Genomic DNA, 15,366 nt, shown 5'->3' on the forward strand with positions numbered 1-15,366 from the left:
AGCGCCGCATGATTCTCACCGTCACCCCGAACCCGAGCCTGGACCGTACGTACGAGGTCCCGGCCCTCGACCGAGGCGAGGTGCTGCGGGCCACGGCCGAGCGCATGGACCCCGGCGGCAAGGGCGTCAACGTCTCGCGGGCCGTCGCCGCGGCGGGCCGGCGCACGGTCGCCGTACTGCCGCTCGGCGGTGCGCCCGGCGCGCTCGTCGCCGAACTGCTCGCGGAGCAGGGCATCGAGGTCGCGCCGGTGCCGGTCGCGGGCGCGACCCGATCCAACATCGCGCTCGCCGAGCCGGACGGCACCCTGACGAAGATCAACGCGCCGGGTCCCGAACTGACCGCCGCCGAGTCCGAGTCGCTGCTCTCCACGATCCGTACGCACGCGGGCGCGGCCACCTGGATCGCCTGCTGCGGCAGTCTGCCGCGCGGCCTCGCGCCGGAGTGGTACGCCGAGCTGGTCGCCCGCGCGCACCGCGCCGGGGCCAGGATCGCGCTCGACACCTCGGGCCCCTCGCTGCTGGCCGCGCTACGGGAACGGCCGGACGTGGTGAAGCCGAACGCCGAAGAGCTGGCCCAGGCCGTCGGACGCCCCCTCGCGACGGTGGGCGACGCGGTGAAGGCCGCGGAGGAGCTGCGGACGTACGGCGCCGGGTCCGTGCTCGCCAGCCTCGGCGCGGACGGCCAGCTGCTGGTCTCGGGCGCGGGGACGTACTTCGGCTGCGCCGCCGTCACCACGGTCCGCAGTAACGTCGGTGCGGGCGACGCCTCACTGGCCGGGTTCCTGGCAGCCGGCGGCGAAGGCCCCGAGGCCCTCGCGTCGGCCGTCGCGCACGGCGCGGCGGCCGTGCAGCTGCCGGGCAGCGTGATGCCGTCGCCCGCGGACCTGAACCCGTCGGCGGTCACGGTGACCGCGGACGTCCCGCTGGACCGTCCTCTCGCGGAGCCCGCCTCATGAGCCCGTCCCCTGCCCCCTGGACCCCCGCCACCCTTTTCCCTCCCCTTCCCCCTCTCTCTCCCTCTCCGTCTCCCCCTTCCCTTCCTGCCACCTCCCGTACTTCTCCTCTTTTTTCTCCCACTCACCTGACCCGCGCGATAAGCAAGCGAAGGAGCCCGCGATGAGCGACATGATCACCGCGGACCTGGTCGACCTCGACCTGGCCGCCGAGACGAAGGAAGCCGCGGCCCGCTCGCTGGCCGAACGGATGGTGACTCTGGGCCGGGTCACCGACCTGGACGGCTTCCTGGCCGATGTGGCCGCGCGCGAGGCGCAGATGCCGACCGGGCTCGACGGCGGTATCGGCATCCCGCACTGCCGCAGCGCCCATGTCAGCGAACCCACGCTGGCCTTCGGCCGCTCGGCGCGGGGCATCGACTTCGGCGCCCCGGACGGTCCGGCGGATCTGATCTTCCTGATCGCGGCCCCGGCCGGTGCCGACGACGCCCATCTGACGATCCTCTCCGCCCTGGCCCGGCGTCTGATGAACGAGGACTTCACGACGGCCCTGCGTACGGCGACGGACGCCACCGCGGCGGCGTCGCTGATCCGCGGCGAGGACGCCACACGGACCGAGCCCGAACCGCGCCCCGAGCCGCAGCCCGAGCCGGGCCCTGAGCCGCGTCCCGAATCGCAGTCGGAGCCGGGCCCTGCGCCAGGCTCCGAGTCGCAGTCCGAGCCGCAGCCTGGGCCCGCCGCGCTCCCGGTGGCAGAGGAGCCGCAGAAGCCCGCCGACCGCGCCTTCCGGATCGTCGCTGTCACCTCCTGCCCCACCGGCATCGCGCACACCTACATGGCCGCCGAGGCACTGGAACAGGCCGGGCAGCAGGCGGGCGTCGAGGTGGTCGTCGAGCCGCAGGGATCCGCCGGGTTCAACCGGCTCGACCCCGCCGTCATCGCCGCCGCCGACGCCGTGATCTTCGCGCACGACGTGCCGGTACGGGAGAAGGACCGGTTCGCCGGGAAGCCGACCGTCGACGTCGGCGTCAAGGCGGGCATCAACCGGCCCGCCGAGCTGATCGCCGAGGTACGCGGCAAGGCGGAACGCGGCGAGATCACCGGTACCGCCGGCGACCACGCCTCACCCGTGGACAACGCGGGAGAACCGGGCGAGGGTTACGGCACCAAGCTGCGCAAGTGGCTGATGTCCGGCGTCAGTTACATGGTTCCTTTCGTGGCCGCGGGCGGGCTTCTCATCGCCCTCGGCTTCGCCATCGGCGGCTACACCATCAACAAGGCCCCCTCCGTCGCCGAGCACTTCATCTGGACGGACCACACCAGCTGGGCCGCCCTGCTGTTCCAGATCGGCGGCCTGGCGTTCAGCTTCCTGGTGCCGGTCCTCGCGGGCTACATCGCGTACGGGATGGCCGACCGCCCCGGTCTGGTGCCCGGCTTCGTCGGCGGCTCCATCGCCCTCACCATCAACGCGGGCTTCCTGGGCGGCCTCGCCGCCGGTCTGATCGCCGGCGGCACGGTGATGGCCATACAGAAACTGAGGGTTCCCGCCCCGCTGCGCGGCATCATGCCGGTCGTCGTGATCCCGCTGATCTCCTCCGCGATCGTCGGCTTCCTGATGTTCCTGGTGGTCGGCAAACCCATCGCCTCGCTCCAAAAAGCACTGACCGACTGGCTGTCCGGTCTCTCCGGCGCCAACGCGATCATCCTCGGCGTCATCCTCGGTCTGATGATGTGCTTCGACCTGGGCGGCCCGCTGAACAAGGTCGCGTACGCCTTCGCGGTCGGCGGTCTCGCCAACCCCAACGAGGGCAGCCTCAAGGTCATGGCCGCCGTGATGGCCGCCGGCATGGTCCCGCCGCTCGCCATGGCGCTGGCCACGACCGTACGAGGCAGGCTGTTCACCCGTACCGAACGGGAGAACGGCAAGGCCGCCTGGGTGCTCGGTGCCTCCTTCATCACCGAGGGCGCGATCCCCTTCGCCGCCGGCGACCCGCTGCGGGTGATCCCGTCCGCGATGGCGGGCGGCGCGGTCACCGGCGCGCTGTCGATGCTCTTCGAGTGCACGCTGCGGGCCCCGCACGGCGGCATCTTCGTGATCCCACTGATCGGCAACCCGTTCCTCTACCTGATCGCGATCGCGGCGGGTACGGCGGTGAGCGCGGGGCTGGTCATCCTCCTCAAGGGAGCCCGTAAAACAGGCCGTCCCGACCAGGCGGCGGAGGCCGGAAGCACCCGTGACGGCGTCAGCGGCGACGGGGAGGCCGGGGCGGACGCCAAGATACCGGCGGCCGCCTGAGCCGGGTCCTCGTGGTCGTACGCCGTCCACCCCTGACGGCCGTACGACCCACCCCGCTTCCCGCCCTCACCTCACGTCATCGCACCTGCGCGCGGAGTTCCATGGCTTCGCGCGCGAGGTCTTCCGTCTCGTACACCTCACACATATGACGGCCGTCCGGAGTCGCCGTGTGCTCCACCTCCCACAGGCTCGTCTCATTGCCGTCGATCAGCAGGAACGCGTGCTCGTAGAGCATGAACCCGGCGTCCTTGCCCTCGACCTGGCACTGTCTGCCGAAGACCTGCGTGATGTGGTGCGCGAACGCCGTCCGCAGCAGCCGCGCCGTCTCCTCGCCCGGCCGGTCGGCGTTCTCCGCCCGGCGCAGCACCCGGCGCGCATGATCCGGGGAGTTGTCCGGAGAGTACGTCCGGTGCCGCGGAAGCGGGGTCGAGGGCATGGCACGCAGACCGCGCAGCAGCGCGAGATGCGCGTCGATCTCGGCCGTGCGCTCGGACTCCAACTCCGCGAGCAGCCCCGCCGCCGCATCGTCCATGGGCGGCCCGTCGGGATCGCGTACCGCCTCCGGGCCCGCTGACCCGTCGTCGGAGAGCCGTGGTGCCTCGGGGCTGCCGGGGCGGCAGAGACGGGCCGCGGCGAGCTGCGCCTCGGACTCCTCCGCGTACAGCTCGTGCGACCGTGCTTCGTCCCGGCCGGTGTTGTGCACCAGCTCCCAGAGACTCAGCGCGCTGCCGTTCATGAGCAGATACGTGTGTCGGTAGGTCTCGCGGTGCAGCCCCGCACTGTGGTGCGCGGAGCACAGCGAGCTGGCGTGCGCCAGCGCATGGCTGAGTTGCTCGACCAATGCGTCCGGCAGGTCGAAGGAGTTGAGTGCCCGACCCAGGAGTCGCTCGAGGTGCGTCTCGGTTGTCTCGTAGGGATCGTTCAAGATGGGTCTCCAGGCCGTCGCCACATGTCACTTGGTGATTGCATAACGTAGTGCCTAGGGCTTACATCGCGTCCTAAGTTTGGGAAAACGAAGGGGGCGTACGTGAAGTTCCCGCGCGCCCCCGCCAACTCGGCGACTGCGCCGGTCAGTCGAGCCCGTACAGCTCGCGGTACGAAGGAAACGTCCCGCCCGGCCCCGCCACGCTCTCCGCCGCCACGACGGCGGAGACGATTGCCCTGGTCACGACGTCAGCTCCGGCAGCCAGTACCTCATTGAGCGCGAGCGGATCCCCCTCGGCGAGGGGGAGTTGACCCGTCGCCAGAGCGAAAACCGTGTCCCCGTCATTGAGCAGATGCACGGGACGGACGGCGCGCGCGATACCGTCGTGCGCCGTGCCCGCGAGCTTGTGCGCCTGTGCCCGGGACAGTTCGGCGTCGGTGGCGACGACGGCGAGCGTGGTGTTGAGCGGCGGAGGTCCGTTCCGCTCGAGCAGCTCGGCCAGCCGCCGCTGCGCCGCCTCGTGGACCTCGGACGCCGGGTACTCCGTACGGCCGTCGAGGTAGCGCCCGTACAGCACGCCCGTCAGCGGATCGATCGCGGAACCCGCGGCGTTGGCGACGACCAGGGCGGCCACCGTGATCCCGGACTCCAGGACCAGGCTCGCCGTACCGATCCCGCCCTTGACCGGACCGACCAGAGCGCCCGTCCCGGCGCCCACGCCGCCCTCCGCGACCGGTGCCCCGTTCGCCGTACCGGCCGCCGCCTCCACCGCCGCACGGCCCGTCGCCGCGTCCGGGCGGACCCGCCAGTCGCCACCGCGCCCCAGGTCGAAGACCCCGGCCGCCGGCACGACCGGCACCACCTGGGACGGGTCGGGACCTACCCGGATGCCCCGCCCGCGCTCCTCCAGCCACGCCATCACCCCGGACGCCGAGTCGAGCCCGAACGCGCTGCCGCCCGTCAGCACCACGGCCTCGACGCGCTGGACGATATTGCGTGGATCGAGGGCGTCGGTCTCCCGGGTGGCCGGCCCGCCGCCCCGTACGTCCACGGCGGCCACCACGCCGCCCTCCGGGGCGAGAACGACCGTGGTGCCGGTCAGCGCCCGGTCTCCCGCCACCTGGGCGTGCCCGACCCGCAGGCCCGCCACGTCGGTCAGTGCGTCATTCGATGTCATGAACCCCCATCCGTACCACGGGCGTCCGCGTGCTCGGCAAGCGTCACCCCCACCGCCACGGTCGCCGCCACCACCAGTCCGGCCGCGAGGACCGCCCGGGCCCCGAGGAACGTACAGGCGACGATCGCCGCCGCCGAGACCGGCAGGACGAGCTGCTGCGCCGTACCGGTCTTGAAGTGGTACGGGTGGCGGGACGGTGCGGCGCGCGCTGAGCGCCACCCGGACCGGGGCGGGGCGCTCCCGCCCCTCCTCGTCCGCGTCGGCCCGGACCGAGCCCCCGTACCCTGGAGCTATGAGCACCGCCCCCACCCCCGAGCCGTCGGCGCCGGAGTCGCCGCTGCCGGCCCAGTCGCCCCCGCCGTCCCGGCCGCCGCGCCCCAGTCCGGCGTTGATCTTCGACGATCCGCTGGACCAGCAGTCGACGGACGACACGGACCGTGGCTGGGGAGACCGGCCCGCCGGGAGCGGCGACAGCGCCGCCGATCTCGCGCGTTTCCTCGACGAGAAGCCGCCCCACCACCTCTGACCGGTGGTGCGGCCGTCAGCCGTTACGGATTGCCCTGCCCCGGATTGTTCGGCCCCGAGGCGGTCTGACCAGGAGTCGCCTGCCCGGTGGTGGCCTGCCCGGGGACGGCGGTCCCCGAGACACGCTGCGAGATCAGCGTGTCCCTGATCTCCTTCAGCACCTCCAGCTCGCTGAGCTCCGTGACCTCCTGGACCTCTTCCTTGGCGGCCTGCTGCCTGGCTCGCCTGGCGAGGTACTTGGACATCGGCAGGACCATCAGGAAGTACACGACGGCCGCCGTGATCACGAACGTGAGGACCGCGCTCAGCACCGTTCCCCACATGATCGGGATGCCGCTCACGACCTCGCCCGCGTCGTTCGTCTTGCACGGCGACTTCAGGCACGAGCTGTACTTGTTCAGATCCTGGGTGCCGAACGCGCCGACCACCGGGTTGATCAAGCCCTTCACGACCGAGTTCACCACGTTCGTGAACGCCGCGCCGATGACCACCGCGACCGCGAGATCGATCACGTTGCCGCGCATCAGGAAGGCCTTGAAGCCCTCCAGCACGCTCTCCTTCTCCTTGCTCACGAGTGAGCCTTTCTTCGCATGTGCGGTAGAGGTGACAATCAGCTTCGCAACCTACGGCAGCGTGTGCCCACACTGTCCAATCCGCAGACGCGATCAGGCGACCCCACAGCTCGCCAGTGCGAGTGCGAACGCGTCGGCTCAGCGCGAAGCGCCCCGGCACCAGTCGCCCACGCGCGAACCTCGGCACAAGCCGACCCCGCACAAGCCGACCCCGCACAAGCCGACCCCGCACAAGCCGACCCCGCACGAGCCGGCTCAGCACAGCGTCACCGCCAGCCGTGACGTGGCGCCCGCGCCGGCCAGCTCCGTGGCGGTCGCGCGCGGAACGGACAGGACGATCAGCGCCCCGCCGTCTCCGGTGTCCACGACGGTCTCCCGTGCCCTCGGAACCTCGGTCACCCGGGCTCCCGAAGCCACCACCCTCGCCTCCGGCGCTCCGTCGGCCGCCGCGATCACATCCACCCGGTCTCCCCGGCGCAGCAGCCGGACCGTCGCCGCGTCCGCGATACGGACCGGCGCGGACACCATCTCCGCCGCCCGCTGAGCGCGGGACGGCCGGGACGGCGCTTCCGCCACGGCTCCGGCCGCCGTGGACTCCGTATGGGCGTCGGCATCCGCCGCCGTACCGACCGAGCCCCCCGCCCCGGCGGTGGCCAGCGCGGCAGCCGTCATGGCCAGACCGGCCGCGGTCGCCCGCCGCCGCCTGAACAGCGCCCTGCGCAGCCGTCGGCCGGAGCCCCGTACCCGCAGCGGATCGAAGAGCGGCACACCGCACGGCTCGGGCGCGGCGGGCGCGGGGAGGGGAGAGGGAAAGGGGGACGAGAGCGGGGAGAGGCCGGGGAGGCCGGGCGAGGGGTACGGGAGGGCAGGACGGGACGGATCACGCGAGAAGGAGCGCGACATGGCAACAACCACCGTTTCGTGAGGAGCTCTGCGGTCGCTCCTCACGATGCACGGTCCGTCACGATCCCGTCGCGGCCTGTGGATCGCTCGGCGGTTGTGGACAACTTCCTCACCCGCCGGAGTGGTTCAGCCGGGTGTCGCCGCAATTCCCGGTTTCTCGCGCATGGTTCGCGAGGGGTCCGGGCAAATCCGGATCAGGGCAGCTCGATCCCGGTGTCGATCCCGTCCAGAGCGTGTGCGCACAGACAGTCGCGCGTCTCGCTCGCCTGCAATCCGCCCACCGCGTCGAACAGCACCGTGCGCAGCCGGTCGACATTCGAGGCGAAGACCTTGAGGACCTCCTCGTGGGAGACGCCCTCGCCGGTCTCCGCGCCCGCGTCCAAGTCCGTCACCAGAGTCATGGAGGTGTAGCAGAGCCCCAGTTCACGTGCGAGTACCGCCTCGGGGTGCCCGGTCATCCCGACCACCGACCAGCCCATCGCCGCATGCCACCGCGATTCCGCCCGCGTCGAGAAACGCGGTCCCTCGATGACCACGAGCGTCCCGCCGTCCACCGGCTCCCAGTCGCGCCCCCGCGCCGCCGCCAGCGTTGTCCTGCGTCCCTCGGGACAGTAGGGATCGGCGAGCGAGATGTGCACGACCTTCGAGGTGTTTCCGTCAGGCAGCGGCAGCCCGTCGTAGAAGGTCTGCGCGCGTGCCTTCGTACGGTCCACCAACTGATCGGGTACGAGCAGCGTGCCCGGCCCGAACTCCGGCCGCAGCCCGCCCACGGCACACGGTCCCAGAACCTGCTTCACACCGACGGAACGCAGTGCCCACAGATTGGCGCGGTAGTTGATGCGGTGCGGCGCGAGGCCATGGGAGCGTCCGTGCCGGGGCAGGAACGCGACCTGCCGACCCGCGATCTCGCCGAGGAAGAGGGAGTCGCTGGGAGGCCCGTAGGGGGTCTCCACCTCGACTTCGGTCACATCTTCCAGGAAGGAGTAGAAACCCGAGCCACCGATCACACCGATCTCTGCGTTCGCCATTCGATCACAGTAGCCGTACTCGCCCAGGCGTACGCGAAAGACCCCGGCTGTTCAAGACAGCGGGGTCCCCACGAAAAGGAAGGAGCGGAAGGAGAAGGCGTCAGGCGGCCGAGGAGCCGCTGGAGCTGCTCGACGAAGTGGAGCTGGAGCCCGAGCCGGACCCGGAGCCGCCCGAGCCGGAAGAGGACGAGGCCGACGCCGGGGCCTTGGACTCCGACGACGACGACTTCGCGCCCGCGGAACCCGAGGCGGAGCCCGACGAGCTCGCCGAAGCAGGGGCGCTGCTCGACGACGAGCCACGACTGTCGTTCCGGTAGAACCCGGAGCCCTTGAAGACGATGCCGACCGCGGAGAAGACCTTCTTCAGGCGTCCTTGGCAGTTCGGGCACACGGTAAGGGCATCATCGGTGAACTTCTGCACCGCCTCGAGGCCCTCGCCGCACTCGGTGCACTGGTACTGATAGGTCGGCACTTGCTCCTCCTGGCACTCTCACTCAATGAGTGCTAACGACGCTCCATAGTGACGTATTCCGCGCGATCAGTCCACTGTCACCGGCAGGCGGTGACTCATCCCACGTGCGGCGACCAGCCCGGAGGCCTTCGGGGCCAGCCTCGAACGCAGCGCGATCAGTGTGACCAGCGCCAGCGCGGTGCCCACCAGCGGCACCAGGAATCCGGCGCTCGCGCCATGGACGTCCGCGAGCTGTCCGGCGACGGTGACCGCCGCGGCCTGGCCGAGCGCGACGGCGCCGGTCAGCCAGGTGAACGCCTCGGTGCGGGCCGAGGCGGGCACCAGCGACTCGACCAGCGTGTATCCCGTGATCAGCGCGGGAGCGATGCAGAGTCCGACCAGCAGTCCCAGTCCGGCGAGCAGCGGCACCGAGTGCACGGCCCACAGTGCTGACGCGGCCAACGTCAGCCCCGCGTATCCGACCACCAGCCTGCGACGCGGCCCGATCTTCCAGGCCACGGCGCCGCAGACGATTCCGGCGAGCATGTTGCCCGCCGCGAAGACGCCGTACAGCAGACCGTTCACACCGGGGTTGCCGATCTCCTCGGAGAAGGCGGTCAGCGAGACCTGCATGCCCCCGAAGACCGAACCGATTCCCAGGAAGGAGATGGCGAGAACCCGCACACCGGGCACGGAGAGCGCGGAGACCCGTGGTTCGGCCGAGCCGCCTTCCCCATGTCGGCCGGTCTTGGGCTGGGTACCCCGCTGGGCGGCGAAGAGCAGCCCTCCGGCCAGCGTCAGCACGGCTTCGGCGATCAGTCCGGCCGCCGGGTGGACGCCGGTGCACAGGGCGGTCGCCAGTACCGGGCCGATGACGAAGGTGAACTCGTCCGTCACGGACTCGAAGGCGGCTGCCGTCGGGAGCAGTGACGCGTCGCCACGGGGCCGGGAGCCAGGGCCCGAACCGGAGCGTGAGTCGGGGCCCGAACCGGAACCGGAGGGGCTGCCTCCCAGCAGGGCGGCCCAGCGTGACCGGACCATGGGGCCGATCTGCGGGACGGAGGCGCCGGTTGGGACAGCGGCGAGGAACAGCGCCCACAGCGGGGCGCCGGCGAGCGCGAGCACGATCAGCGCTGCGACGGACGCCGTGTGCAGCAGCACGCCCGGGACGAGCACCGCCCGCTGCCCGAACCGGTCGGCGAGCTTTCCGCCCTGGGGTGCGAAGACCGCCATGGAGACGCCGGTCACCGCGGCGACGGCTCCCGCGCTGCCGTACGAGCCGGTGGTGTGCTGGACCAGGAGCACGATGCCGATCGTCAGCATCGCGAAGGGCTGCCGGGCGGCGAACCCGGGGAGCAGGAACGTCCAGGCGCCGGGCGTGCGCAGCAGCCGTCCGTATCCGGGGCGGGGCGTCGCGGCCGGAGGCGTCGCGGCCGGGGTGCCGCCCTCGGTGGTGTCGACCGTGTTGTGGGACACGGTCCTTGCCTTTCTGCCGCCTGGTAGCGCGCCCCCGGATGTACGGGCACCGCCGAGAGCTGTCCTCTTGCGCGGAACTGCGGTAGGTACCAGGGCCCACATCGGGGAACGCCACGGCCGCCATACGGTCGCGCCAGCACTGCGTCAGGCAGAGTTGGTCGATCAACTGTGCCTTCATCGTACAGGTACGAACACCATGTCACCTGGGAAAGGAACGAACAGCATGAAGGTACGCCTGAGATTAGGAACGGAGCTTGCTTCCGGTCCCGGCCCCTGTCCCAGCCCCGGTTCCGGCCCCACCGCCCGTACCGTTCCCCGCTCCCGTCCCCAGCCAGTCGGCCAGCTTTCCGCCCTGCCCGACCGCCCGGAGCCGTCGCTCGGCGGCGTCCCGTACCGGATCGGTCGCGACCACCAGAAGCTCGTCGCCGCGGCGCAGTACGGTCGCCGGCTGCGGTACGAAGCTCTTGCCGTCCCGTACGACCAGGGTCACCGCGGACCCTGCGGGCAGCCGCAGTTCCCCGACCTCCACGCCGTGCATCTTCGAGTGCGCGGGGATGGCGACGGAGAGCAGATGGCCGCGCAGCCTCTCCAATGGCGCCGACTCGATGCCCAGGTCGGCGGCCTCGGAGGGATCGCCGAGCCGCAGGGCCTTGGCCAGCCAGGGCAGTGTCGGCCCCTGGACCAGCGTGTAGACGACGACCAGGATGAAGACGATGTTGAAGATCCGGAGACTGCCCTCGATGTTCGACACCATCGGGATGGTCGCCAGGATGATGGGCACCGCGCCGCGCAGACCGGCCCAGGACATCAGCGCCTGTTCCTGCCAGGGGATACGGAACGGCAGCAGGCTGACCAGCACGGACAGGGGCCGCGCCACCATGGTCAGTACGAGACCGACGACGACCGCGGGCAGGAAGTCGTCCCCCAGCTCGTGCGGGGTCACCAGCAGTCCGAGCAGGACGAACATGCCGATCTGCGCGATCCAGCCGAGCCCTTCGGCGAACCCTCGGTTGGCCGGGGCGTGCGGCAGTTTGGAGTTCCCCAGGATCATCGAGGCGAGATAGACGGCGAGGAAGCCGCTGCCGTGTGCCGTGGCACCGATCGCGTACGCCGAGACGGCGATGGCCATCACTGCGATCGGATACAGCCCGGAGGCCGGCAGGGCCACATGGCGCAGCCCGAAGGCGCCCGCCCAGCCCACGGCCAGTCCGACGCACGCGCCGATCGCGAGCTCCAGCGTGATCTCGCCGACCAGCACGTACCAGTGCTCGACCGGGCCCGACGCCGAGAGGGCGACCACAATGATCACCACAGGCGCGTCATTGAAACCCGACTCGGCCTCCAGCGCCCCGGTCACCCGGGACGGCAGCGGCACCTTGCGCAGTACGGAGAAGACCGCCGCGGCGTCCGTCGAGGAGACGACCGCGCCGACGATCAGCGCCTGGCGCCAGTCGAGACCGATCAGATAGTGGGCGGCCGAGGCGGTCACCCCGACGCTCACCGCGACGCCCACGGTCGAGAGCACCGCCGCGGCGGGCAGCGCCGGTTTCACTTCTTTCCACTTGGTGCCCAGACCGCCCTCGGCCAGGATCACCACAAGGGCGGCGTATCCGATTACCTGCGTCAGCTCGGCGTTGTCGAACTTGACGTGAAAGAGACCGTCCTGACCTATGACGACCCCGATCCCGAGATAGAGCAGCAGGCTGGGGAGCCCGCTCCGGGAGGAGATCCGGACGGCCGCGACCGCGATCAGCAGCACGAGGGAGCTGATGAGCAGAAGTTCATTGAGATGGTGGACAGACAGCGGCCGATCCTTCCCCTCGCGCATGCCGGATCGTTCCTCCGGCAGCCGGTACTTCGTTACCTTACCTAATCTTTAACGTTTTCTTGACGCTTTCGATCGCCAGTACGAGCAGATGTGATCTGCGCCTCCCTTCCGGCCGCTATCCGCCGGGAACCATGGCGTGATCACCTGTGTGATCGTCCGACGAGTCGCACTACATGACACCGAGTCCGGGACGATGAACGGCTGCGCCTATGGTTGCTCCAGCATTCCAGGACCACCCTGCCCCTCGAAGGACAGCGATGCCCGCCAACACAGCCCCCCCTTCCGCCAAAAAGAAGGGGCGACGCGCCCGTCTGATCGTGATCGTCCTGGTGCTGGCGCTCGTCGGCGGTGTCGGCTACGGCACGTACTGGGGCGTCAGCACGGTCCGTGCCTCCTTCCCGCAGACGACGGGGACGCTCGAACTCAAAGGGCTCTCCGGGCCCGTGGATGTCAGACGCGACAGCTACGGCATCCCGCAGATCTACGCGAACAGCGACCAGGACCTGTTCCGCGCCCAGGGCTTCGTCCAGGCGCAGGACCGCTTCTGGGAGATGGACGTCCGGCGCCATATGACCTCCGGCCGGCTCTCCGAGATGTTCGGCAAGAGCCAGGTCAACACCGACACCTTCCTGCGCACCCTCGACTGGCGCGGGGTGGCACAGCGCGAGTACGACACCAAGCTCTCGGCGGAGACCAAGAAGAACCTCCAGTCGTACGCGGACGGCGTCAACGCCTACCTGGAGGGCCGCGACGGCAAGGACATCTCCTTCGAGTACGCGGCCCTGAGCTTCACCAATGACTACAAGCCCGAGAAGTGGACGCCCGTCGACTCGGTGGCCTGGCTCAAGGCGATGGCCTGGGACCTGCGCAGCAACATGCAGGACGAGATCGACCGCTCACTGCTGACCAGCCGGTTGAGCGACCAGCAGATCGATGACCTGTACCCGTCGTATCCGTACGACCGGAACAAGCCGATCGTCAGCGCGGGCGGGATCGACCCGATCACCGGCAAGTACGACCCCAAGGCCGAGCCCACCGACGGCGCGGAAAGCGGTATGGGTGACACGGGCTCGGACCTCGGCACGGGCGGCACCGGCACCGGTACAGGAAGCGGTGCAGGCACCGGCGGCACGGACACCGGTACGGGCACAGGCACAGGCACAGGCACCGGCATAGGGACCGGCACCGGCACCGGCACGGACAGTGGCGCGGACTCCGGCACCGGCGGGGCGATCACCGCGTCCGGCGCCACCGAGGACTTCAACTCCCAGCTCGAAGCACTCTCCGGCACGCTCGACGAGATCCCCGAGCTGCTCGGCCCGAGCGGCAGCGGTATCGGCTCCAACTCCTGGGTCGTCTCCGGCCGGTACACGACCACGGACAAGCCGCTCCTCGCCAACGACCCGCATCTCGCGCCCCAGCTGCCCTCGCTCTGGTACCAGATGGGTCTGCACTGCCGCAGCGTCTCGGCGACCTGCAAGTACGACGTCGCGGGCTACACGTTCTCCGGAATGCCCGGCGTCATCATCGGCCACAACCAGGACATCGCCTGGGGCTTCACCAACCTCGGCGCCGACGTGACCGACCTCTTCCTGGAGAAGGTCAACGGCGACTCCTACCAGTACGGCGACAAGGAGAAGCGGTTCAGGACCCGTGAGGAGACCATCAAGGTCGCCGGCGGCCAGAGCAAGACGATCACCGTCCGCTCCACCGACCGCGGCCCGCTGGTCTCGGACCGCAACAGCGAATTGGTGAAGGTCGGCGAGAAGGCCCCGGTCGGCGATGTCGCCCCGGACCGCGGCGACGGCTACGCCGTGTCGCTCCAGTGGACGGCGCTCCAGCCGGGCAAGTCCATGGACGCGGTCTTCGAGCTCAACAGGGCCAAGGACTTCAGCGAGTTCCGCAAGGCCGCCGAGCACTTCGAGGTCCCCTCGCAGAACCTCATCTACGCCGACACCAAGGGCCACATCGGCTACCAGGCGCCGGGCAGCATTCCGATCCGCTCGGACGGCTTCGACGGCCGCACGCCGGCTCCGGGCTGGGACCCGAAGTACCAGTGGAAGGGCTACATCCCCTTCGACGAGCTGCCATACGAGTACGACCCGGAGCGCGGCTACATCGTCACCGCCAATCAGGCCGTCATCGACTCGAAGAAGTACCCGTACCCGCTGACCGAGGACTGGGGCTACGGCGCCCGCAGTCAGCGGATCAACGACCTGATCGAGTCGAAGATCAAGGACGGCGGGAAGATCTCGACCGACGACATGCAGACCATGCAGATGGACAACACCAGCGAGATCGCGAAGCTGCTGATGCCCTATCTGCTCAAGATCGATATCCCGGACCCGTCCGTACGCGAGGCGCAGAAGCTCCTCGAAGGCTGGGACTACACCCAGGAGCCCGACTCGGGGGCCGCGGCCTACTTCAACGCGGTCTGGCGCAATGTCCTCAAGCTCGCCTTCGGGAACAAGCTTCCCAAGGAGGTGCGCGTCAAGGGCGAGTGCCTGAACGTCCGTCCCGCCGACAGCACCGGTCCGGCGGACGACGACATACAGCCGGTACGGGAATGCGGCCAGCGCGCGCCCGACGCGGCCCAGCCGGACGGCGGGGACCGCTGGTACGAGGTTGTGCGCAGCATCATCAAGGACGAGGACAACGCCTGGTGGAGCTCCCCGGGCAGCCGCAGGGACGGCGCCACCAAGACCCGCGACAAGCTGTTCGAGCGCGCCATGGAGGACGCCCGCTGGGAGCTGACCGCCAAGCTCGGCAAGGACGTCTCCAGCTGGAGCTGGGGCCGGCTGCACCAGCTCCAGCTGGACAACCAGACCCTCGGGACCAGCGGCCCCGGCTTCCTGAAGCAGATGCTCAACCGCGGCCCGTGGAACCTCGGCGGCGGCGAGGCCGCGGTCGACGCGACGGGCTGGAACGCGGCGGGCGGCTACGAGGTCGTGTGGGTGCCGTCGATGCGGATGGTCGTCAACGTCGGTGACTGGGACAAGTCCCGCTGGATCAATCTGACGGGCGCCTCGGGGCACGCGTACAGCGCGAACTACACCGACCAGACGGACAAGTGGGCCAAGGGCGAGCTGCTCGACTGGCCGTACAAGGTCAACACGGTGGAACGCGCGACGAGCGACACCCTCACGCTCGAACCGCCCGCATCGTGAGCCGGGGCGAGCCGGGCCGAGCCGGAGCGGAATGCCGACGGCGCCGCTGGGCGCCCGGACGCAGG

Annotated in this window: 12 protein-coding genes and 1 pseudogene; 4 read left to right on the forward strand and 9 right to left on the reverse strand. The window is 70.2% G+C overall.

The annotated features are described in order from the left end of the window. The first annotated feature begins 8 nt into the window (after window positions 1–8). Both pfkB and CU044_RS03380 read left to right on the forward strand, forming a co-directional pair. On the forward strand, window positions 9–956 hold the full coding sequence (pfkB, locus tag CU044_RS03375) for a 1-phosphofructokinase (protein ID WP_129766922.1): 948 nt from the start codon (window positions 9–11) through the stop codon (window positions 954–956). 160 nt (window positions 957–1,116) lie between these two features. Beyond that, window positions 1,117–3,249 carry a fructose-specific PTS transporter subunit EIIC gene (locus tag CU044_RS03380; protein ID WP_129766923.1) on the forward strand — a complete coding sequence of 711 codons (2,133 nt, stop codon included), beginning with the start codon at window positions 1,117–1,119 and terminating at the stop codon, window positions 3,247–3,249. A 76-nt stretch (window positions 3,250–3,325) separates the two neighbouring features. Here the strand turns inward: CU044_RS03380 and CU044_RS03385 are convergent, their stop codons facing one another. From CU044_RS03385 to CU044_RS39295, 3 genes and pseudogenes are all read right to left on the reverse strand, one after another. After that, window positions 3,326–4,174 (reverse strand): DUF6227 family protein, encoded by an 849-nt coding sequence (locus CU044_RS03385; protein WP_129766924.1) that lies wholly within the window; start codon window positions 4,172–4,174, stop codon window positions 3,326–3,328. A 145-nt stretch (window positions 4,175–4,319) separates the two neighbouring features. Beyond that, a complete protein-coding gene (locus CU044_RS03390) occupies window positions 4,320–5,351 on the reverse strand; it encodes a P1 family peptidase (protein WP_129766925.1) in 1,032 nt (343 codons plus the stop codon). Beyond that, window positions 5,348–5,530: pseudogene (locus CU044_RS39295) on the reverse strand (low temperature requirement protein A); the annotation flags it as partial. The pseudogene CU044_RS39295 and the gene CU044_RS03390, both read right to left, overlap by 4 nt. Window positions 5,531–5,643: 113 nt before the next feature. Between CU044_RS39295 and CU044_RS03400 the strand changes: the two are divergent. Next, window positions 5,644–5,877, forward strand: a complete 234-nt coding sequence (locus tag CU044_RS03400; RefSeq protein WP_193563860.1) for a hypothetical protein — start codon at window positions 5,644–5,646, stop codon at window positions 5,875–5,877. 22 nt (window positions 5,878–5,899) lie between these two features. Here CU044_RS03400 and mscL read toward each other — a convergent pair whose 3' ends face one another. From mscL to CU044_RS03430, 6 genes are all read right to left on the reverse strand, one after another. Then, on the reverse strand, window positions 5,900–6,448 hold the full coding sequence (gene mscL, locus CU044_RS03405; protein ID WP_129766926.1) for a large conductance mechanosensitive channel protein MscL: 549 nt from the start codon (window positions 6,446–6,448) through the stop codon (window positions 5,900–5,902). 255 nt (window positions 6,449–6,703) lie between these two features. Next, window positions 6,704–7,351 (reverse strand): hypothetical protein, encoded by a 648-nt coding sequence (locus tag CU044_RS03410; RefSeq protein WP_240045313.1) that lies wholly within the window; start codon window positions 7,349–7,351, stop codon window positions 6,704–6,706. 194 nt (window positions 7,352–7,545) lie between these two features. Then, a complete protein-coding gene (locus tag CU044_RS03415; protein WP_129766927.1) occupies window positions 7,546–8,379 on the reverse strand; it encodes an S-methyl-5'-thioadenosine phosphorylase in 834 nt (277 codons plus the stop codon). Window positions 8,380–8,479: 100 nt separating this feature from the next. After that, window positions 8,480–8,851, reverse strand: a complete 372-nt coding sequence (locus tag CU044_RS03420) for an FmdB family zinc ribbon protein (RefSeq protein ID WP_129766928.1) — start codon at window positions 8,849–8,851, stop codon at window positions 8,480–8,482. A 66-nt stretch (window positions 8,852–8,917) separates the two neighbouring features. Continuing rightward, window positions 8,918–10,219, reverse strand: coding sequence for an MFS transporter (locus CU044_RS03425; protein ID WP_240045323.1), 1,302 nt, complete (start codon window positions 10,217–10,219; stop codon window positions 8,918–8,920). Window positions 10,220–10,547: 328 nt separating this feature from the next. Beyond that, the gene (locus CU044_RS03430) at window positions 10,548–12,134 is read right to left on the reverse strand and encodes a potassium/proton antiporter (protein ID WP_129766930.1); all 1,587 of its coding nucleotides are present in this window, start codon (window positions 12,132–12,134) and stop codon (window positions 10,548–10,550) included. 257 nt (window positions 12,135–12,391) lie between these two features. Between CU044_RS03430 and CU044_RS03435 the strand changes: the two genes are divergently transcribed. Then, complete coding sequence (locus tag CU044_RS03435) at window positions 12,392–15,301, forward strand: penicillin acylase family protein (RefSeq protein WP_193563861.1); 2,910 nt, start codon at window positions 12,392–12,394, stop codon at window positions 15,299–15,301. Window positions 15,302–15,366 lie beyond the last annotated feature (65 nt).

It is taken from the genome of Streptomyces sp. L-9-10, assembly GCF_004151105.1.
Classification (GTDB): Bacteria; Actinomycetota; Actinomycetes; order Streptomycetales; family Streptomycetaceae; genus Streptomyces.